Consider the following 17,327-nt stretch of genomic DNA (forward strand, 5'->3'; position numbering starts at 1 on the left):
TGGATCCGGCTTTGCCGGTCCACCTGGCTTGCCCCCTTGAGGGGGCGGCCGTCAGGCCGTAGGGGGTGGGCTATTTCCTGAAGTAGTGATTCCAGGCCATCTTGAAGTCGACGAGGTAGTCGTTCTGCCACTGGCCGGCGCGCTGTGCGAAGGCGCGCTGGCTGTCCAGCACCTTCTTGAACAGCGGGTTCTCGGCCGACTTCTTGGCGATCACCTTGTCCCAGGCGTCGAGCTGGTTGCGCAGGATGGCGTCGGGCGTCTTGTAGAAGGCCACGCCGGCCTTCTTCATCTCGGCATAGTCCTTGGAGTTGCGGTCGATGGCCTTCCAGCTCATGTCGGCGCTGGACGCCTGCACCGCGTAGTCGATGATCTTCTTCAGCTCCGCCGGCAGCGCGTTGTACTTGGCCTTATTGAACAGGATCTCGAACTGCTCGGTGCTCTGGTGGAAGCTCTGCAGCATGCAGTTCTTGGCCACGTCGGGGAAGCCCAGCACGCGGTCGCTCGAGGCGTTGTTGAACTCGGCCGCGTCGATGAGGCCGCGGTCCAGGGCCGGCACGATCTCGGCGCCGGGCAGCGGGTTCACGGCGGCGCCCTGCTCGGTGTAGAGGTCCACCGCCAGGCCGACGGTGCGGAACTTGACACCCTTCATCTGGTCCAGGTTGGCCACCGGCTTCTTGAACCAGCCATAGGGCTGGGTGGGCATGGGGCCGTAGAGGAAGGACACGACCTCCATGCTGATGGATTTGTAGATTTCCTCCAGCAGGTCCTCGCCGCCGCCATAGTTGTGCCAGGACAGCAGCATGTTGGGATCCATGCCGAAGCCCGGGCCCGAACCCCACAGGGCCAGGGCCGAGTTCTTGCCGTAGTGGTAGGCCACCACGCCATGGCCGCCGTCCAGCGTGCCCTTGTTGACCGCTTCCAGCAACTGGAAGGCCGGCACCACCGAGCCCGAGGGCAGCACCTCGATCTTGAGGCGGCCGCCGGCCATGTCGTTGACCTTCTTGGCGAAGTCGTTGGCGTACTCGTGGAAGATGTCTTTCGCGGGCCAGGTCGACTGGAAGCGCAGGTTGACGGTCTGCGCGGTCGAGATCATGGGAGCTGCCAGAGCGGCGCCCCCGGCCGTCGTGGCTGCGGCCGTCTTGATGAAGCGGCGGCGCGCGCTGGGTTTCTGGGTCATGGGCTAGTCTCCATCGATGGTGTTGGAATGCGCCTCGAACAGAACCTGCGGCCGGCGCTGGCCGCTGCCTGACTGTCTGGCTGCACGGCAGCGCCGCGCAACTGGGTCAAACCCACGGGATTGCACGGAACACCCCAGGGCTGTTCAAAATCGCTGAACATTGGCGTCAACGCCGATGAACCGCTCCCCGGTCTGCCGGGAACACACTGCGAGTCCTATGAGCCCTGCCACCCGCTACACCCCCGTCGCCATCGCCTTGCACTGGCTGCTGGCCCTGGCCATCGTCGGCGCCTTCGGTGTCGGGCTCTACATGACCAGCCTGCCGTTCTCGCCGGCGCGGCTCAAGCTTTACAACTGGCACAAATGGGCCGGCGTCACCATCCTGACCCTGTCGGCCCTGCGCCTGCTGTGGCGCCTGACGCACCGTCCGCCCGCCGACATCCCCATGCCCGCCTGGCAGCTGCGCGCCGCCCATGTGACGCACAACCTGCTCTATGTGCTGTTCTTCGCCGTGCCGCTGGCCGGCTGGGCCTACAGCTCGGCGGCGGGCTTCCCCATCGTCTGGTTCGGCGTGCTGCCCCTGCCTGACTTCGTGCCCAAGGACAAGGAACTCGCCGAGACGCTGAAGCTGGTGCACCGCTTTGCCGCCTATGGTCTGGCCCTGCTGGTCGCCGGCCATGTCGGCGCCGCCCTCAAGCACCATTTCATCGACCGCGACGGCCTGCTCGCCCGCATGGGCCCGGGTCGCAACTGAACCGCGCCTGAAGAAAGGAACCCATGAAACGACTGCTCTCCGCCCTGCTGATCGCCACCAGCGCCCTGGCCGCCCACGCTGCCACGCTGCAACCCGAGAAGAGCGATCTCAGCTTCACCTTCAAGCAGATGGGCGTGCCGGTGGACGGCAAGTTCAAGAAGTTCGAAGCCCAGTTGGACTTCGACGCCAAGAAGCCCGAAGCCGGCAAGATCGCCTTCACGGTGGACCTGGGCAGCGTGTCCCTGGGCGACGCCAGCTTCGACGCCGAAGTCGCCAAGACGCCCTGGTTCGACACCAAGCGCAACGGCAAGGCCACATTCGTGTCCAGCGGCATCAAGGCCACCGGCCCCGGCAAATACGACGTGGCCGGCAAGCTGACCATCAAGGGCGCCGCCCGCGACGTGGTCGTGCCCATCACCCTCGCCTCGGGCGTGGCCAGTGGCAGCGTGGCCATCAAGCGCCTGGATTTCAAGATCGGTGACGGCGAATGGGCCGACACCTCCATGGTCGCCAACGATGTGACCGTCAAGTTCAAGCTGGCCTTCTCTGGCATCTAGGCTGGCCTGTAACCTTCCACCCCTCTCTTCCCACCCCCCGGAGACCCTCCCGATGAAGCAAGCCCTGCTGATCACCGCCCTGCTGGCCGCCGCCGGCGCCGCTCAGGCCCAGAGCGCCACCTACGCCATTGACCCCAGCCACACGGCGGTCACCTTCGAAGCCAAGCACTTCGGCACCAGCACGCTGCGTGGCCGCTGGGACAAGAAGGAAGGCACGGTCACGCTGGACAAGGCCGCCAAGACCGGCAAGGTCGAGTTCACCATCGACATGGCCTCCATCTCCACCGGCACCGTGCCTTTCGACGGCCACCTGAAGAGCAAGGACTTCTTTGCGGTCGAGGAGTTCCCGACGGCCAAGTTCGTCGGCGACAAGTTCACCTTCAACGGCGACAAGGTCACCAGCGTCTCCGGCGAGCTGACGCTGCGCGGCAAGACCAACCCCGTCACGCTGACGGCCACCGGCTTCAACTGCTACGACAACGCGCGCCTGAAGCGCGAGGTCTGCGGCGGCGACTTCGAGACCACGATCCAGCGCAGCCAGTGGGGCATCACCTATGCACTGCCGGCTGTCACGCCCGATGCCATCCGCCTGCTGATCGAGGTCGAGGCCATCAAGCAGTAATTCGCTGCCGACGCCCTTGAGAAGCCCGCCCCCGGCGGGCTTTTTGCCGTGTGATCCGTGAACTATTGCCGGGGCCGTCACCGCCCTGTCACACCAGGCCCGACGGCCTGTCGCGCGCCCATGCAGTTCGTCCCCCAGCCCGGCCGGAGCGTCGCTTCCGCCCCACAGGGCCTTGAGCCCCTCTTTACAGTGGCTCCCAACGACAGACCCCGGCCATGACTCCCTCCTTCTCCCCCAGCCCCCAGCAAAAGCTCTGGATCGAGCGTTGGCAGCGTTTTTCCAGCACCGTGGTGCGCTATTTCCACATCTATGCCGGCTGGCTGGTCGGCATCAGCTGGAAGCGCTTCGTGCTGCTGGCGCTGGCGCTGATGATCGGCGTCAATGTGCTGAAGAACCTGCCGCCCTTCACCTGGCGCATCAGCGAGCAGGTCGAGGACCATGACCACGGCGCCGCCCGCCGCAAGGCCAAGCTCGAGGTCGAGGCCAAGAAGGCCGCCGAGTACGCCCGCAAGGTGGCCGAGCAGGCGGAAAAGGCCGAAAAGGGCGAATCCGGCAAGGGCGGTGTCCGCTACGAGGTCAAGATCGACGAGAAGGGCGTGCGCATCCAGCCGGTGCGCCCGGCCTCCGCGGCCAGCGCCGTCGACGACAGCGGCGAGCCCAAGGCCGACGAAGCCCCGGCCATCGCCATCGACTTCCCCAAGAGCGCCCGTCCCGAGGACATCCGCGACGCCATCGACCAGGCCAAGGAGCAGCTCAGCCAGCTCAAGCACGAGGCCGAGGAGGTCAAGGAGGCCCGCGAGGCCGCCGCTCAGGCCCAGGCCGCCCTGCAGGAGGCCGTCGAGGAAGTGGCCAACGCCCAGGGCCGCAAGCGCGTCACCGTGGTGCATGCCGGCGACTCGCTGGTCGACCTGGCCGTGCTGTGGATCCTGGCTTCGGCCGTCATCAAGGCCATGTACAAGGGCCGCATCCAGGCCGAGGTCAAGGCTGCCCAGGCCGCCGAGAACGCCGAGAGCGAGGCGCTGAAGCGCCAGGTCATCGAGGCCCGCATGGCCGCCATGCAGGCCCAGGTCGAGCCCCACTTCCTGTTCAACACGCTGGCCAGCATCGACCACCTCATCGAGGTCGACCCGCCGCGCGCCAGCCAGATGCAGAAGAACCTGATCGCCCTGCTGCGCGCCTCCATGCCGACGATGCGCGAGGCCAACGCCACCGCGGTGCGCGACCTGGGCCGTGAGCTGGCCGTCATCCGGCCCTATCTCGAGATCCTGAAGATGCGCATGGAAGAGCGCCTGCAGACCGAGATCGACGTGCCCGAGGGCCTGCTGTCCGCCGAATTCCCGCCCATGATGATCCAGGGCCTGGTCGAGAACGCCATCAAGCATGGCCTGGAGCCCAAGGCCGAGGGCGGCAGCCTCAAGGTCAAGGCCGAGATCGTGCACGGCAAGCTCGCCGTCACGGTGGCCGACACGGGCCTGGGCTTCGGCCGCGCCGCCACCAGCGGCACCGGCGTGGGCCTGGCCAATATCCGCGAACGCCTGCAACTGCTGCATGGCAGCAAGGCCAGCGTCACCGTCACCGAGAACCAACCCAGTGGCACGGTCGTCACCATCACCGTGCCCTATCGCAGCCGCAACGACGAAGGAGCCGCAGCATGAAGACCTTGTTCAAGATCCTGTTCATCGGCACAGCGCTGATGGTCCTGATGGCCATGTTTGGCGGCTTCGCGCTGCTCAACCACCATGGCTCCGACATGCACATCGTGCTGGGCGACGAGGACCTCTTCTTCGGCGGCGGCGACGTCGGCGACTGGCTGGGAGCGACCATCGGCCTCTTCGTCGCCGGCATCATCTGCGTCATCGTCGTGCCCCTGGTGCTGCTGCTCGGCGTGGCCCTGCCCCTGCTCATCGTCGGCGGCGTCATCGCCGTGGTGTTGGCCGGCCTGCTGGGCGTGGGCGCCGTGCTCGGCTCGCCGCTGATCCTGCTCGGCCTGCTGTTCTTCGTCGTGCTGCGCAACCGCAGCCGCGCCAACGCGGCCAAGTCGACACCGGTCTGACGGCAGCCGATCTGATCTAGCATCGTCGGCTATGAGCAATGCACCCATCCGGGCCGTCCTGGCCGACGACGAAAGACTGATGCGCGAGCAGCTTCGCGCCCGATTGACCGAGGTCTGGCCCGAGCTGGACATCGTGGCCGAGGCCAAGAACGGCCTGGAAGCCGTCGAGCTGACCAAGGAGCACAAGCCCGACCTGGTCTTCCTCGACATCCGCATGCCCGGCCTGACCGGCGTAGAGGCCGCCCGCCAGATCGCCCAGTTGGGGGATGAGGGCTCGGAAGACGACGACTGGCTGGTGCCCGAGATCGTCTTCATCACCGCCTACGACCAGTACGCCGTCGAGGCCTTCGAGCAGGGCGTGGCCGACTATGTGCTGAAGCCCGCCGAGCGCGACCGCCTGCAGCTGACCGTGGCGCGCATCAAGAAGCGCCTGGCCCAGCGCGAGGCGCCCTCCAGCGACTTCAGCGACAGTGCCCCCGTGCCGCTGCAGCAGCTGCTGCACAAGCTGTCGGGCCAGATGAACCCGTCCGCCAAGCCGGCCTATCTGCAATGGATCCAGGCCACCGTCGGCCAGGCCATCCAGATGATCCCGGTCGAGGACGTGCTGTTCTTCATCAGCGACGAGAAGTACACCCGCGTGCAGACGGCCAAGATCGAGGCCCTGATCCGCAAGCCCATCAAGGAGCTGGTGGACGAACTGGACCCGCAGGTCTTCTGGCAGATCCATCGCTCGACGCTGGTCAACGCCCGCGCCATCGACGGCATCACCCGCGACTTCCGCGGCCGCCAGCTGGTGGGGGTGCGCGGCCTGACCGAGAAGCTCGAAGTCAGCCGCAGCTACACGCACCTGTTCAAGGGCATGTGATGCGGCGCCGCCGTGCGCTGATCGCACCGCTGCTGGCCCTGCCGGCGCTGCCATCGGCGGCCGGCCTCATCGACTGGATGAACGGCGTCAAGCTTGGCAGCACGCTGCCCGCGCACGACGCCGTCTACCTGAACACGCCCCCAGCCGAATCGCCCCGGCTCACGCTGATCGACTTCTGGGCCACCTGGTGCGCCCCCTGCATCACCGCGATTCCCGCTCTCAACGAGCGCCAGCAACGCTTCGAGGCGCGAGGCCTGAGCGTCATCGGGCTGTCGAGCGAGCCGATCGAGAAGGTCAAGCCCTTCCTCGCGCGGCACGAGGTCCGCTACGCGATAGGCGCCGGAGGATCGAAGCCGCTGCAGACGCAGCTAGGCATCAAGGCCCTGCCCTACGCATTGCTGCTCGGCGCCGACGGCAAGGTGCTGTGGCGCGGCCAGCCCGGCGAGCTGGCGGACGAGCTGCTCATCAAGCAGCTCGCCTGAGCCCGCAGGCGATGTGCGAGCGGCCCGATGCCGCTTGCATTGCCCTGCCCTCGGGGGACCGGCCAGGCTTGCACGCGTCCTGCGCGGCAAGACTGGGCGAGGGGCACCTACTTCTCTACGAACGCGCGCTCGATGACGTAGTCGCCCGGCGTCGTCGTGCTGCCTTCCTTGAAACCGCGGATCTCCAGCATCTCCTGCATGTCCTTCAGCAGGGCCGGGCTGCCGCACAGCATGATGCGGTCGGTCTCGGGGTTCAGCGGCGGCAGGCCCAGGTCGGCCTGCAGCTTGCCCGTCTGGATCAGGTCGGTGATGCGGCCCATGTTCTTGTAGGGCTCGCGCGTGACAGTCGGGTAGTAGAGCAGCTGCTCGCTGGCGAATTCGCCCAGGAACTCGTGCTGGTGCAGGTCGACGGTGAGGTGGTCGTGATAGGCCAGCTCGTTCACATGGCGCACGCCGTGCACGACGACGACCTTCTCGAACCGCTCATAGGTCTCGGGGTCGCGCGCGACGCTGATGAAGGGCGCCAGGCCCGTGCCGCTGCCCAGCAGATACAGGTTCTTGCCCGGCAGCAGGTAGTCGATCAGCAGCGTGCCCGTGGGCTTGCGGCCGACGATGATCTTGTCGCCCGGCTTGATGTGCTGCAGCTTGGAGGTCAGCGGGCCGTCCGGCACCTTGATGCTGAGGAACTCCAGCTGCTCTTCATAGTTGGCGCTGACGATGCTGTAGGCGCGCAGCAGTGGCTTGCCCGTCTCGGTCTTGAGGCCGATCATCGTGAAGTGGCCGTTGGAAAAACGCAGGGCCTGGTCGCGCGTCGTCGTGAAGCTGAACAGGCGGTCGGTCCAGTGGTGGACGGTCAGGACGGTCTCTTCGTGGAAAGCACTCATGGCAGGGGAGTTTGGCAGGTCAACACCCCGATTTTCGCCTCGAGTTGACTACCCTTTGTCGCCTGGGGGTCAGATAGGGGGCTTCGCGCCTCTCCCGGCCGCTCTCTTTCGTGGCGAAAGCTCGGTGCCCGCGCTCAGGCCCGGCGTGGCGTCAGCACCGGCGCGATCGAGCGCGCGAGGTCGTCCAGCAGCACCTCGATAGGCCCAGAGCCGGCCGCCGCCCATTCGGCCGCCGTGCGCCTGTCGGTGCCCTTGATGCGGTATTTGCGGGTCCAGACCGGCGTGTCGCTGCCCGCGGCGTAGATGCTGGCCTGCGCCACCAGCACCAGTCCCGTGGGCTTGCCTTCGGGGGCGCGCACCATGCGCAGGTCCGCCAGCGCCACGTTGAGCCGGTAGGCGGGCTGCGCAGCGGCCGCCGCCTCGGCGTCTGCTGCCGCCACGGGTGTCGCCGCCGGCTGCCCTGACTTCGCGGCCCATTCGCTTGCGCGCAGCTTGAGCAGCAGGACCAGCCGCTGCTGCGACGCCACCGTGTCCAGCTGCGCGGCCAGCTCGGGCGGCGCCAGCTCGGTGTTGCGCGTGACCGAGCCGCCGACGATGCCGCTGGCGACGGCCCCGGTCGTCACCGTGGTGGGGGCCAGGGTCAGGGCGCAGGCGGGGAGGGCGTAGGGGACGACGGCCGCGCAGATGAGGGCGCCGGCCGCGAAGCCGCCGAGGCCGCCCTTCATGGCGCTGGAGGCGACGACGTCGCCCTTGGTGCGGTCCGCCGGCTGCGCGGCGCCTTCCGTGGGCTCCAGGATGGCCAGCGTGCGGTAGTCCACGTCGCTGGGGCGGTGGGCGCAGGCGCCCAACATCAGGCTGAGCAGCAAGGTGCAGGCCCTGGAAGCTGGCGTCATTCGTGTCTCCCTGTGTTGTCCGCGTATTCTGCGGCGGCTACGAGCCGGGTGACGCGCCTTCCTGACGGTCCAGCAGCAGGGGGCCGGTCCCGTTCCTGCTCATCGCGTCCTCGGGGTTGTAGAGGGCGCAGGCCTTGAGCGACAGGCAGCCGCAGCCGATGCAGCCGGTCAGCCGGGTGCGCAGCCTCTGCAGGGCCGCGATGCGCTCGTCCAGCAGTGGCGCCCAACCGGCCGACAGCCGCGTCCAGTCGGCCTTGGTGGGGGTGCGGCCCTGGGGCAGGGTGGCCAGGGCCGCTTTGATCTGCGGCAGCGTCAGGCCCACCACCTGGGCAGCGCGGATGAAGGCCACCCGGCGCAGCACATGGCGGGGGTATTGGCGGTGGCCCCCACTGCTGCGGCTGCCCGCGATCAGCCCCTCGGCCTCGTAGAAGCGCAGGGCGCTCGTCGCCACGCCAGCGCGCCGGGCCAGCTGGCCGATGGTCAGCGGGGCTTTCGCCGGGTCGGGGCTTGACTTCAAGTCCACTTCAACTTCGAGCATGGCGCCATATTCCCACAACCGAGGCCCTCCATGCTGATGAAAACCGCGACGCCGGCACCCGCCACCCTGGCCCAGCTGCACCACCTGCTCGACGCCGGTGCGGCGCTGGCGCCCACCTATCGCGTCCGGCTGAGCAACCACCTGCCCATGGCCCAGCAGGCCTTGCTGGAACTGGGCGCCTCGGCTGAGCGCCTGCAGGCCTGGAGCGAGGCCTACGAAACGCAGCTGGAACCGCGCGTCGTCGCCCGCCCGGCCCGCATTGCCGCCGACCGCGACCTCGGGCGCGCCGACAGCGAAGCGGGCTGGCACGCCCATTTCGTGGCCCGCATCGCGGCCGTCGGCGCCGCCGCCACGCTGCGCGAGGCCCTGCCGCTGCTGCTGCCCGGCGCGGGCGCCATCGCCTTCCATGGCTTGATCCGCACCGGCCATGCGGTGCTGGCCGGCCACGAAGGCGAGCTGGCGACGGCGTTGGCGCATTGGGCGACGCACTTCCTGGCCTTGCCGACGACCGACGATGGCCCGCCGCTGGAACTGGCCGAATGGTTGCAGGCCTTGAAGGCCTTGCCGCGACCGCTCTACCCGGCCGGCAGCTTCATCGCCGATCGCATGCAGGCCTGGGGGCAAATGCCGGCGTTCGCGGCGGTCGCCGGCCGTCTGTGCCACGGGCCGGACACCCTGCGCGAGCTGGCCCTCCTCGCCGCCCGCAGCTATGCGGCGAGCGGCAACTTCACGGTGCTGCATCTGCTGACGGCCAGCCATGCGATGGCGGTGCTGGAGCCGTGGTGGCCAGCACCCGAGCTGGCGCGTGGTTTCAGCGTCGCGGCGGCCGCCGGCCTGCTGGCCAGCGGCGCCGAGCCCGTCCTGGCGCTCGACCGCCAGCCCGGCCAGCCCTGGCCGGCGCTGATCGCGGCGGCCTGCGAACAGGACGACCCCCACGTCATCAAGCTCACCCATGCGGCCTGGCGCTTGGGGCGGCGCTGGCCCGATCCGGCCTGGCGCAGGGCCGTGGAGCGTGCCATTCCAGTTTGATGGATGAGATATCCAGTAAAAAGGAAAGTCCAGTAAACTGGAATGCATGGACATCACGCAACGCATTGGCCGCCGCCTGCATGGGCTGCGCTCGGCCGCCGGCCTGTCGCTGGACGCACTGGCCCAGAAGAGCGGCGTCAGCCGCTCCAACATCTCGCTGATCGAGCGCGGCCAGAGCAGCCCGACGGCGGTCGTGCTGGACAAGCTCTCATCGGCTTTGGGGGTCAGCGTCGCGTCCCTGTTCGAGGCCGGCCCGCCGCCCACGGCGCCGTCGCCGCTGGCGCGGGTGGCGGATCAGCCTGTCTGGAGCGACCCCGCCTCGGGCTATGTGCGCCGCAATGTGTCGCCCTCGGGCGTGTCGCCGCTGCAGCTGGTGGACGTCGTCTTCCCGCCGGGGCAGCGCGTGTCCTTCGAGACCTCGGAGCGCGATGCCGACATCCACCAGCTGGTCTGGATGATCGATGGCGCCATGCAGATCGGCCATGGCGATGAGCACTGGGAGCTGAACCCGGGCGACTGCCTGGCCATGCGCCTGGACGCTCCCATCCGTTTCCACAATCCTGGAACCAGGCCGGCGCGCTATCTCGTCGCCCTCACCGGAGCCCGGCCATGATCCGGGAACTGGCTGGCGCCGAGGCCCTGGCCCGCGTGGATGAGCTGGCCGAGGTGCTGCGCGACTGTGTGGAGGGCGGGGCTTCGGTGGGCTTCATGCTGCCGCTGGCCGAGGGGCGGCCCGAGGTCTTCTGGCGCAAGGTCGCTGCCGGCGTGGCCGCCGGCGAGCGCCATCTGTTTGTCGCCGAGGACGACGGAGGCCGCATCAGCGGCACGCTGTCCCTGGTCATCGACATGCCGGACAACCAGCCGCACCGGGCCGACGTGTCCAAGATGCTGGTGCACCGCCGCGCGCGGCGCCAGGGGCTGGCCGAGCGGCTGCTCAAGGCGCTGGAGGCGAAGGCGCGCGAGCTGGGCAGGACGACGCTGGTGCTGGACACCGTCACGGGCAGCGATGCGTCGCGGGTCTATGAAAGGCTGGGGTGGCTGAAAGCCGGCGACATTCCGAACTACGCCTTGATGCCGGACGGGCCGTTCTGCTCGACGACCTACTATTTCCGCATGCTGTGATGCTGACTCGGCCCGCTTCGTCGCGATGAGTGCCAATCGAGGCAAGCAAAAGGGGCGGTAGAAACCGCCCCTTTTTGCTCTTCGTGCCAGCTTGCCGATCCGCAGACCCGCAAGCCGTCGACTCAGGCGTGCGCCACTTACTTCTTGGCTGCGGCGGGGGCGCTGCAGGTGCCCAGCTTGGCCATTTCGATCTGGGACACGTCCTTCTTGCCTTGTTCCTCGGAAACCGCCTCGATGTTGGCGCCACCGACGAACACGCCCATCTTGATGTACTGGCGGAAGAAGTGGTTCTTGCCGGCCGCAAGCGTCGCCTCGAAGGTGTTGGGCGAGAACTCGGATTCGGTCGAGATCTTGTAGGCCTTGTCGCCCGGAACCTGGGTGTAGAAGAAGACGTTGTTGGCGCTTTCGCCAATGCAGTTGCCGTCGAGCCAGACGTCCTTCTTCAGGGCCTGGCCGACGAAGCTGTTGCGGTAGATGTAGAGGCCGGCCTGCCCGGCAGCGGGCGGCTTGAATTCCTTGGCCTGGGCGGACTCTTCCTTGGACGCCATGTTCACGGATGCGCAACCCGACAGCACCAAGGACGCGGCCACGGCAAACCCTGCAAAGCTCAGTCTTTTCATCATCGAATTCCTCCTCTGTTTTGATTCGATTCCGCCAGCACCGCTGGGCGGCGGCGCATGCTAGCGCGGCGCAAGACGCGTCGCGCCCTTGCGGCCTTGCTGTTGCCTGTGGACCTGCGCATGCCCCGACGCGCCGCGTGAAGTTCCGCACGGAGCGCTATTGGCTCCGCTGCGGTGGCAGGGCTTCCCGCCCCGCCTCAGCGGAAGCCGATGCCGCGCCTTTCGCGCACTTCGGGCTTGGCCCTGTGCTCGGCCTCCAGCTGAGCCAGGAACTCATCCGGCGTGAAGGCCTCGCCGAGGATCTCGACCTGCTGACGCACGGCCGCGAAGTCGCCATGCGTCAGGCAGTCCATCGCGACCAGCCTGGAGCGCTGCTCTGCGGTCGGCGGCGCGCCGGCCTCGCGCTCGAACATCGTCGACCGCTGCTCGGGCTTCAAGGCCCTGAACCGGATCTTGAAGGCAAAGCGCCGCAGCGCGGCTTCGTCGAGGTCGTCGAAGAGATTGGTCGTGCAGATGAAGAGGCCGCTGAAGCGCTCCATGCCGGCCAGCATCTCGTTGACCTCTGACACCTCGTAATTGCGCTCGGCATGCTTGCGGCTGCGCAGGAAACTGTCGGCCTCGTCCAGCAGCAGCACGGCGCCTTCGGTCTGGGCGGTGTCGAACATGCGGGCCATGTTCTGCTCGGTCTCGCCGACGAATTTGCTGGCGATGTCGCTGGCGCGCCTGACCATCAGCGGCCGCCCCAGGGCCTGGGCGATGTGCTCGGCCAGCGCCGTCTTGCCACTGCCGGGCGGGCCGTAGAAGCAGAGTTGGCCGCGGCCCTTGCGGCGCAGGGCTTCGACGATGCGCGGTATCTCGAAGCGGCTTTCGCAGTTCAGCAGCTCCAGCGCATAGCTCGTCACGCAGGGGCGGGCGAGGCTGGCCGCGTCGTCGCGGCCCAGGGCCTTGTCGGCATTCAGCAGCTGGCGCTCGATGAGCTTTTCGGCATCGCCCGCGCCACCGGCCAGCTGGGCGAAGCGCACGGCCGTGCGGATCTGCGCGGGCGTCAGGCCCGGGCGCTCGGCCAGCTTGGCGACAAAGGCTTCGCTGACGCCCACCTCGCCCAGGGCCTTGGCCACCAGGCCCTTGCGGGCGCCGGGCGGCGGCGACTTCAACTCCAGGTGGTACTGGAAGCGGCGGCGGAAGGCCGGGTCGATCTGCTCGATGCGGTTGGTGACCCAGATGACGGGCACCGGATTGGTTTCCAGGATCTGGTTGACCCAGGCCTTGCCGCTGACCGAATTGCCGACGCCGCCTTCGCCGCTGGCGTCCAGGCGGTTCAGCAGCGAGGCCGTGTCGCTGGACAGGGGCGGGAAGACATCCTCGACCTCATCGAACAGCAGGGCCACATTGGCGCTGGCCTTCAGGAAGACCTGGCTGATCTGCAGCGAGCGGTAGCGGTCGCGGCCGGACAGCGAATTGCCGTCGCGGTCGGCGTACTCCACCTCGTAAAGATCCAGGCCCGCGGCGGCGGCGGCGACCTTGGCCAGCTCGGTCTTGCCGGTGCCCGGCGGGCCGTAGAGCAGCACGTTGACGCCGGTGGCATGGGTGGCCACGGCCTGACGCAGCATGCCTTTCAGCAGGTCGAGGTCCTCGACGACGAAATGGAAGTCGGTGGGCGCCAGCGTGCTGGGCGTGGCCGGCCGCGTGAACACGGCCATCAGGTCGTGGGGGCCCTGGTATTCACGCATCAGCACCGGCGGCAGCTGGTCGCTGACCTTCATCAGGTCCGCCAGGTCGGTGATGTTGTGCTCCGAGATCAGGTTCTCGACCATGCCGATGCGCTCGAGACGCGAACCGGCGCGCAGGGCTTCCGCGACCTCGCGCTCGTCCACGCCGGCGACCGCGGCGATGGCCGCAAAGGCCTCCTGGGCCGTGTTGACCTTGAACTCGACCAGGGCGCCCCGCAGCTCGCGCTGGTATCGCGCCAGCGTGCCGTAGAGCAGGATGGCACGCTCGGCCGGATTGAGCTGCAGCAGCGTGCCAAGGGCGGCGATGTTCTTCTCCACCAGCGTCGACTCGCGCTTCAACTGGCGGTCCAGGTGCTCGCAGGTCGTGGCGAGCAGGGCCATCATGTCCTTGGGTGCGTCCTTGACGTATTCGTCGAGGTAGAAGAACAGCGTCGCTTCGCTGAAAGGGCCGCTCCATTGGCCAAAGCGGTCGAGGAAGGCTTCGTCGCCAAGGGATTCGTGGCCACGCCACAGCTCGTTGCCGGCGCAGCGCTGGCCGAGATAGCCGCGCAGCCTCTGCAGCACGCGGGTGGGCCAGACGAGATGGCGGCCGGTGAAGGACAGCAGGCCGTTGAAGTCGCGCCGCAGATTGAAGCGGCCAGCGTGCCTGACGGTCAACGTCAGCACGAACTGCGAGCACATGCGGTCCAGCACCGGAGCGCTGTCCAGGCCGGGCGAGGGCAGCACGCGGGCGGATGCCCGGGAGGCTGTCTCAACGGCGGCTCGCTTCACCATTCGATGGGCTCCTTGGCGCACGGCAGCGGCCGGCGCGGACCCATCTTGTATCAGGGTTGGCGGCAGATCAATGCAAGATCGGCCCCCCAAATGTTCAGTGCATCACGACCGGCTGCTGGCCCATCACGGCATAGCGCTCGATGAAGGCGTCCAGTTCGTCCTCGGAAGGCTCGCCGTCGTCGATGAGGGCCTGCACGCCTTGCTGGAAGGATTCGGCCAGGGCGCCCTCGATGAAGATTTCCTTGCGGGCGAACTTGTCGACGATCTCGAAACCGCCGCGATTGAGCTGCGGACCCGCCTCCACCGCTTGCAGTTCGGCGTGAGGGACGTCGAACTGGACGACGATGAAGCTGTCGGAGTTGTAGAGCATGTGCATGGAGTTCTCCTCAGGGCTTCAACTGCGGGTGGGGCCTGAGGTTTCAAGCCCCGCTTGGTTTAGATACTGGCAGAACGCCCCGCTGTTCGGGTCATCCCATGGCCCAGCAACGTGTAGGAAGCGTCAGGAGTTCACGTCGGACAAGCGGATTTCGAAACCACGCGTTTCAGGGTCGCCCTGGCGCAGCCGCACCGGCCAGTAGCCCCGGGCGGGGTCCAGCCACAGCTCGACGCCCGGGTCCCGCTCGCCCAGTGGCAGGCGGCGCAGATGCAGAGTCCCGGCGTCTTCTGGCGCCGGATCGATGGCTTCGAAGGTCCATTCGCGCAGTTCGCCGCGCAAGCCGGCCACCCAGACCCGCCAGCGCCCGCCCGGCGCGGGGGCCGCCTGCACCAGGGCGGCCAGCTGCAGCCACCAGGACAGGCGGTCCTGGGCACCCTCGGGCAGCTCCAGCTGGGCCGGGCTGGCCGAGAAGCTGACGCGCCGGCCCTCGGCGTCGAAGTTGATGGCCTGGCGATCCTGGCCGCCGCGCTGCAGGGCGAAGCGTTCGGGCGCCAGGCCTGCGCTGCCGGTGTGGCCCAGGCTTTCCAGGGCGGGCAGGCTGCGCTCGCCGATGCGCCGCGTCAGGCGCAGGCTGTAGCGGCCATCGGGCTCGGGGCGCCAGTCCAGCAGGGCCTCGCCGTCCTGGCCGCCCTGGCGCAGCCGGTAGTGCCAGGCGGCCGGACCGGCCAGTCGCAGCAGGGGGGCGTCGGACGCGGCGGCGGGGGCTTCGACGGCGGGTGCCGGCGGCTGGCGGCTGGGACGGGTCGAGCGCGCCTGGGGGGCGGGCAGGGCGGGCGGCGCCGGCTCGGGCAGGGCAAGGGGAAGCGTCGGCGGCAGCAACGCGACGCTGATGGCCCGGGTCGGCCGCGCGGCGACGTCGTCGCGCTCCCGGCCGCCGCCCAGCAGCGCCACATGGGCGAGCAGGCTGGCCGCCAGCGCGAGCGCGGCGGCGCGGGGGGAGGGCAGGCCGGCGCGCATCGCACAATGCTGCCATCACCCCGCTACTCTGCGGCTCACCGCCCATGAAACTCGCCACTTACGCCGACGGTTCGCGCGACGGCCATCTCGTCGTCGTGTCGCGCGACCAGACCCAGGCCCACTACGCCACCGGCATCGCCACGCGCCTGCAGCAGGTGCTGGACGACTGGGGCTTCCTCGCGCCCCAGCTCGAAGACCTCGCCGTGCAGCTCAACCACGGCAAGCTGCGCCATGCCTTCGCCTTCGAGCCCGAGAAATGCCTCGCGCCGCTGCCCCGCGCCTATGGCTGGGCCGTCGTCGATGCCGAGGGCGGCGTGCGCCGCGAGGCCGGCCAGTTCCAGGGCCCGCACCAGCCCCTGAAGGCCCCTGCCGCCTGCGAACCGGCCCTGGTCGCCATCACCGGCGACCTCGGCGCCGCCAGCGATGCATCGGCCGCCCTGGACGCGCTGCGCCTGCTGGCCTTTGCCGTGGACTGGCGGCTGGACGGCGAGCTGATCGCCAGCCATTGCGCGCCGCTGGCGATCACGCCCGACGAACTGGGCGAAGCCTGGGCCGGCGGCCGCCTGAAGGGCCGCCTCGTCGCCCTGCACAACGGCGCCAAGCTGGAGCCGCGCGACGTGACCGCCGCGCCGGGCGAGGCCCTGGCCCGCCTGGCCCGGTTGCGGGCCCTGCGCGCCGGCCAGCTCGCCGGCGTGTCCTTGGGCGGCCTGGAACTGCCGCTGGCGCCCGGCGACAGCCTGCGCCTGGACCTCAAGTCCGCCGAGGGCCAGCACGGCCTGTTCGGCGCCATCGACCTCGATCTCGCACCGCCGCCCGCCGCCCCTGTATGAGCCTCCCCATCATCATCGACACCGATCCTGGCCAGGACGACGCCATCGCGCTGCTGCTGGCCGCTGCCAGCCCCGAGCTGGAGCTGCTGGGCGTGACGACGGTGGCCGGCAATGTGCCGCTGGCGCTGACGACGCTGAATGCCCGCAAGGTCATGGAGCTGGCCGGCCGCCGCGACGTGCCCATCTGCGCCGGCGCCGACCGGCCGCTGGACGTGCCCCTGGTGACGGCCGAGCATGTGCACGGCGACACCGGCCTGAACGGTGTCGAGCTGCCCGGGCCGACGCTGGGCCTGGACCCCCGCCATGCCGTCGACTTCATCATCCAGACCCTGCGCGAGCGCGAGGCCGGCACGGTGACGCTCTGCCCCCTGGGCCCGCTGACGAATATCGCGTTGGCCCTGCGCCAGGCGCCCGACATCGCCGCGCGCATCCGCCGCATCGTGCTGATGGGCGGCGGCTGCTTCGAGGGCGGCAACGTCACGCCGGCGGCCGAGTTCAACATCTATGTCGACCCGCAGGCCGCCCACGAGGTCTTCACCAGCGGCGTGCCCATCACGATGGCGCCGCTGGACGTCACCCACGAGGCGCTGACGACCGCCAAGCGCATCGAAGCCATCCGGGCCATCGGCAACCGCGCCGGCCCCGTCGTCGCGGCCTGGATGGAATTCTTCGAACGCTTCGACGAGGCCAAGTACGGCCAGGACGGTGGCCCCCTGCACGACCCCTGCGTCATCGCCTGGCTGCTGCGGCCCGAGCTCTTCAGCGGCCGCGACTGCAATGTGCGCATCGAAAGGCATAGCGAGCTGACGCGGGGCATGACCGTCGTCGACTTCTGGGCCGTCACCGGCCTGCCCCCCAATGCCCACATGCTGCGCCATGTCGACTCGGACGGCTTCTTCGCGCTGCTGACCGAAAGGCTGGCGCGGCTGAATTAGCCCATTCCTGACGGGCAAATCCCTGTCGACATCATTTATGGTGAGATGTAAGAATTCGTCTCTCAACAG

20 protein-coding genes are annotated in these 17,327 nt (G+C 68.6%); 12 read left to right on the forward strand and 8 right to left on the reverse strand.

The genetic code is table 11. The features are described from left to right. Positions 1 to 70: 70 nt before the first annotated feature. Positions 71 to 1,177, reverse strand: coding sequence for a TRAP transporter substrate-binding protein (locus AC07OY_RS15215; RefSeq protein WP_495043437.1), 1,107 nt, complete (start codon positions 1,175 to 1,177; stop codon positions 71 to 73). 175 nt (positions 1,178 to 1,352) lie between these two features. Here AC07OY_RS15215 and AC07OY_RS15220 point away from each other — a divergent pair, with 175 nt between their 5' ends. From AC07OY_RS15220 to AC07OY_RS15250, 7 genes are all read left to right on the forward strand, one after another. After that, the gene (locus AC07OY_RS15220; protein WP_495043438.1) at positions 1,353 to 1,931 is read left to right on the forward strand and encodes a cytochrome b; all 579 of its coding nucleotides are present in this window, start codon (positions 1,353 to 1,355) and stop codon (positions 1,929 to 1,931) included. Positions 1,932 to 1,954: 23 nt separating this feature from the next. Beyond that, positions 1,955 to 2,488, forward strand: a complete 534-nt coding sequence (locus AC07OY_RS15225) for a YceI family protein (protein WP_495043439.1) — start codon at positions 1,955 to 1,957, stop codon at positions 2,486 to 2,488. A gap of 52 nt (positions 2,489 to 2,540) precedes the next feature. Further along, positions 2,541 to 3,110, forward strand: a complete 570-nt coding sequence (locus AC07OY_RS15230; RefSeq protein ID WP_495043440.1) for a YceI family protein — start codon at positions 2,541 to 2,543, stop codon at positions 3,108 to 3,110. 215 nt (positions 3,111 to 3,325) lie between these two features. Beyond that, the gene (locus AC07OY_RS15235) at positions 3,326 to 4,765 is read left to right on the forward strand and encodes a sensor histidine kinase (protein WP_495043441.1); all 1,440 of its coding nucleotides are present in this window, start codon (positions 3,326 to 3,328) and stop codon (positions 4,763 to 4,765) included. After that, positions 4,762 to 5,163, forward strand: a complete 402-nt coding sequence (locus tag AC07OY_RS15240; protein ID WP_495043442.1) for a hypothetical protein — start codon at positions 4,762 to 4,764, stop codon at positions 5,161 to 5,163. The genes AC07OY_RS15235 and AC07OY_RS15240 overlap by 4 nt, the downstream gene beginning before the upstream one ends. Before the next feature lie 31 nt (positions 5,164 to 5,194). After that, positions 5,195 to 6,028 carry a LytR/AlgR family response regulator transcription factor gene (locus AC07OY_RS15245; RefSeq protein WP_495043443.1) on the forward strand — a complete coding sequence of 278 codons (834 nt, stop codon included), beginning with the start codon at positions 5,195 to 5,197 and terminating at the stop codon, positions 6,026 to 6,028. Further along, positions 6,028 to 6,510: a TlpA family protein disulfide reductase gene (locus AC07OY_RS15250; protein ID WP_495043444.1), complete on the forward strand. Its 483-nt coding sequence runs from the start codon at positions 6,028 to 6,030 to the stop codon at positions 6,508 to 6,510. The genes AC07OY_RS15245 and AC07OY_RS15250 overlap by 1 nt, the downstream gene beginning before the upstream one ends. 107 nt (positions 6,511 to 6,617) lie before the next feature. Here the strand turns inward: AC07OY_RS15250 and AC07OY_RS15255 are convergent, their stop codons facing one another. From AC07OY_RS15255 to soxR, 3 genes are all read right to left on the reverse strand, one after another. After that, positions 6,618 to 7,394: a ferredoxin--NADP reductase gene (locus AC07OY_RS15255; RefSeq protein WP_495043445.1), complete on the reverse strand. Its 777-nt coding sequence runs from the start codon at positions 7,392 to 7,394 to the stop codon at positions 6,618 to 6,620. A 134-nt stretch (positions 7,395 to 7,528) separates the two neighbouring features. Next, on the reverse strand, positions 7,529 to 8,287 hold the full coding sequence (locus AC07OY_RS15260) for a hypothetical protein (protein ID WP_495043446.1): 759 nt from the start codon (positions 8,285 to 8,287) through the stop codon (positions 7,529 to 7,531). Between the two features lie 37 nt (positions 8,288 to 8,324). Further along, positions 8,325 to 8,804: a redox-sensitive transcriptional activator SoxR gene (gene soxR / locus AC07OY_RS15265; protein ID WP_495043447.1), complete on the reverse strand. Its 480-nt coding sequence runs from the start codon at positions 8,802 to 8,804 to the stop codon at positions 8,325 to 8,327. Between the two features lie 51 nt (positions 8,805 to 8,855). Between soxR and AC07OY_RS15270 the strand changes: the two genes are divergently transcribed. The 3 genes from AC07OY_RS15270 to AC07OY_RS15280 are packed head-to-tail and all read left to right on the forward strand — an operon-like array spanning position 8,856 to position 10,976. Then, a complete protein-coding gene (locus AC07OY_RS15270; protein ID WP_495043448.1) occupies positions 8,856 to 9,854 on the forward strand; it encodes a questin oxidase family protein in 999 nt (332 codons plus the stop codon). Positions 9,855 to 9,900: 46 nt separating this feature from the next. Continuing rightward, positions 9,901 to 10,467, forward strand: coding sequence for a helix-turn-helix domain-containing protein (locus AC07OY_RS15275; protein WP_495043449.1), 567 nt, complete (start codon positions 9,901 to 9,903; stop codon positions 10,465 to 10,467). Then, positions 10,464 to 10,976 carry a GNAT family N-acetyltransferase gene (locus tag AC07OY_RS15280; RefSeq protein ID WP_495043450.1) on the forward strand — a complete coding sequence of 171 codons (513 nt, stop codon included), beginning with the start codon at positions 10,464 to 10,466 and terminating at the stop codon, positions 10,974 to 10,976. Before AC07OY_RS15275 ends, AC07OY_RS15280 begins: the two co-directional genes overlap by 4 nt. A 137-nt stretch (positions 10,977 to 11,113) precedes the next feature. Here the strand turns inward: AC07OY_RS15280 and AC07OY_RS15285 are convergent, their stop codons facing one another. From AC07OY_RS15285 to AC07OY_RS15300, 4 genes are all read right to left on the reverse strand, one after another. Further along, positions 11,114 to 11,599: a DUF2846 domain-containing protein gene (locus AC07OY_RS15285; protein ID WP_495043451.1), complete on the reverse strand. Its 486-nt coding sequence runs from the start codon at positions 11,597 to 11,599 to the stop codon at positions 11,114 to 11,116. A 194-nt stretch (positions 11,600 to 11,793) separates the two neighbouring features. Further along, positions 11,794 to 14,100: an ATP-binding protein gene (locus AC07OY_RS15290; protein ID WP_495043452.1), complete on the reverse strand. Its 2,307-nt coding sequence runs from the start codon at positions 14,098 to 14,100 to the stop codon at positions 11,794 to 11,796. Positions 14,101 to 14,194: 94 nt separating this feature from the next. Continuing rightward, on the reverse strand, positions 14,195 to 14,476 hold the full coding sequence (locus AC07OY_RS15295; protein WP_056191800.1) for a BTH_I0359 family protein: 282 nt from the start codon (positions 14,474 to 14,476) through the stop codon (positions 14,195 to 14,197). 123 nt (positions 14,477 to 14,599) lie between these two features. Continuing rightward, positions 14,600 to 15,493 (reverse strand): hypothetical protein, encoded by an 894-nt coding sequence (locus AC07OY_RS15300; protein WP_495043453.1) that lies wholly within the window; start codon positions 15,491 to 15,493, stop codon positions 14,600 to 14,602. Positions 15,494 to 15,537: 44 nt separating this feature from the next. Here AC07OY_RS15300 and AC07OY_RS15305 point away from each other — a divergent pair, with 44 nt between their 5' ends. Together AC07OY_RS15305 and AC07OY_RS15310 are read left to right on the forward strand one after the other, a co-directional pair. Further along, positions 15,538 to 16,323, forward strand: a complete 786-nt coding sequence (locus AC07OY_RS15305) for a fumarylacetoacetate hydrolase family protein (protein WP_495043454.1) — start codon at positions 15,538 to 15,540, stop codon at positions 16,321 to 16,323. Continuing rightward, a complete protein-coding gene (locus tag AC07OY_RS15310) occupies positions 16,320 to 17,258 on the forward strand; it encodes a nucleoside hydrolase (protein WP_495043455.1) in 939 nt (312 codons plus the stop codon). Before AC07OY_RS15305 ends, AC07OY_RS15310 begins: the two co-directional genes overlap by 4 nt. Positions 17,259 to 17,327 lie beyond the last annotated feature (69 nt).

The sequence above is a fragment of the Roseateles sp. GW821-FHT09H10 genome, assembly GCF_059415865.1.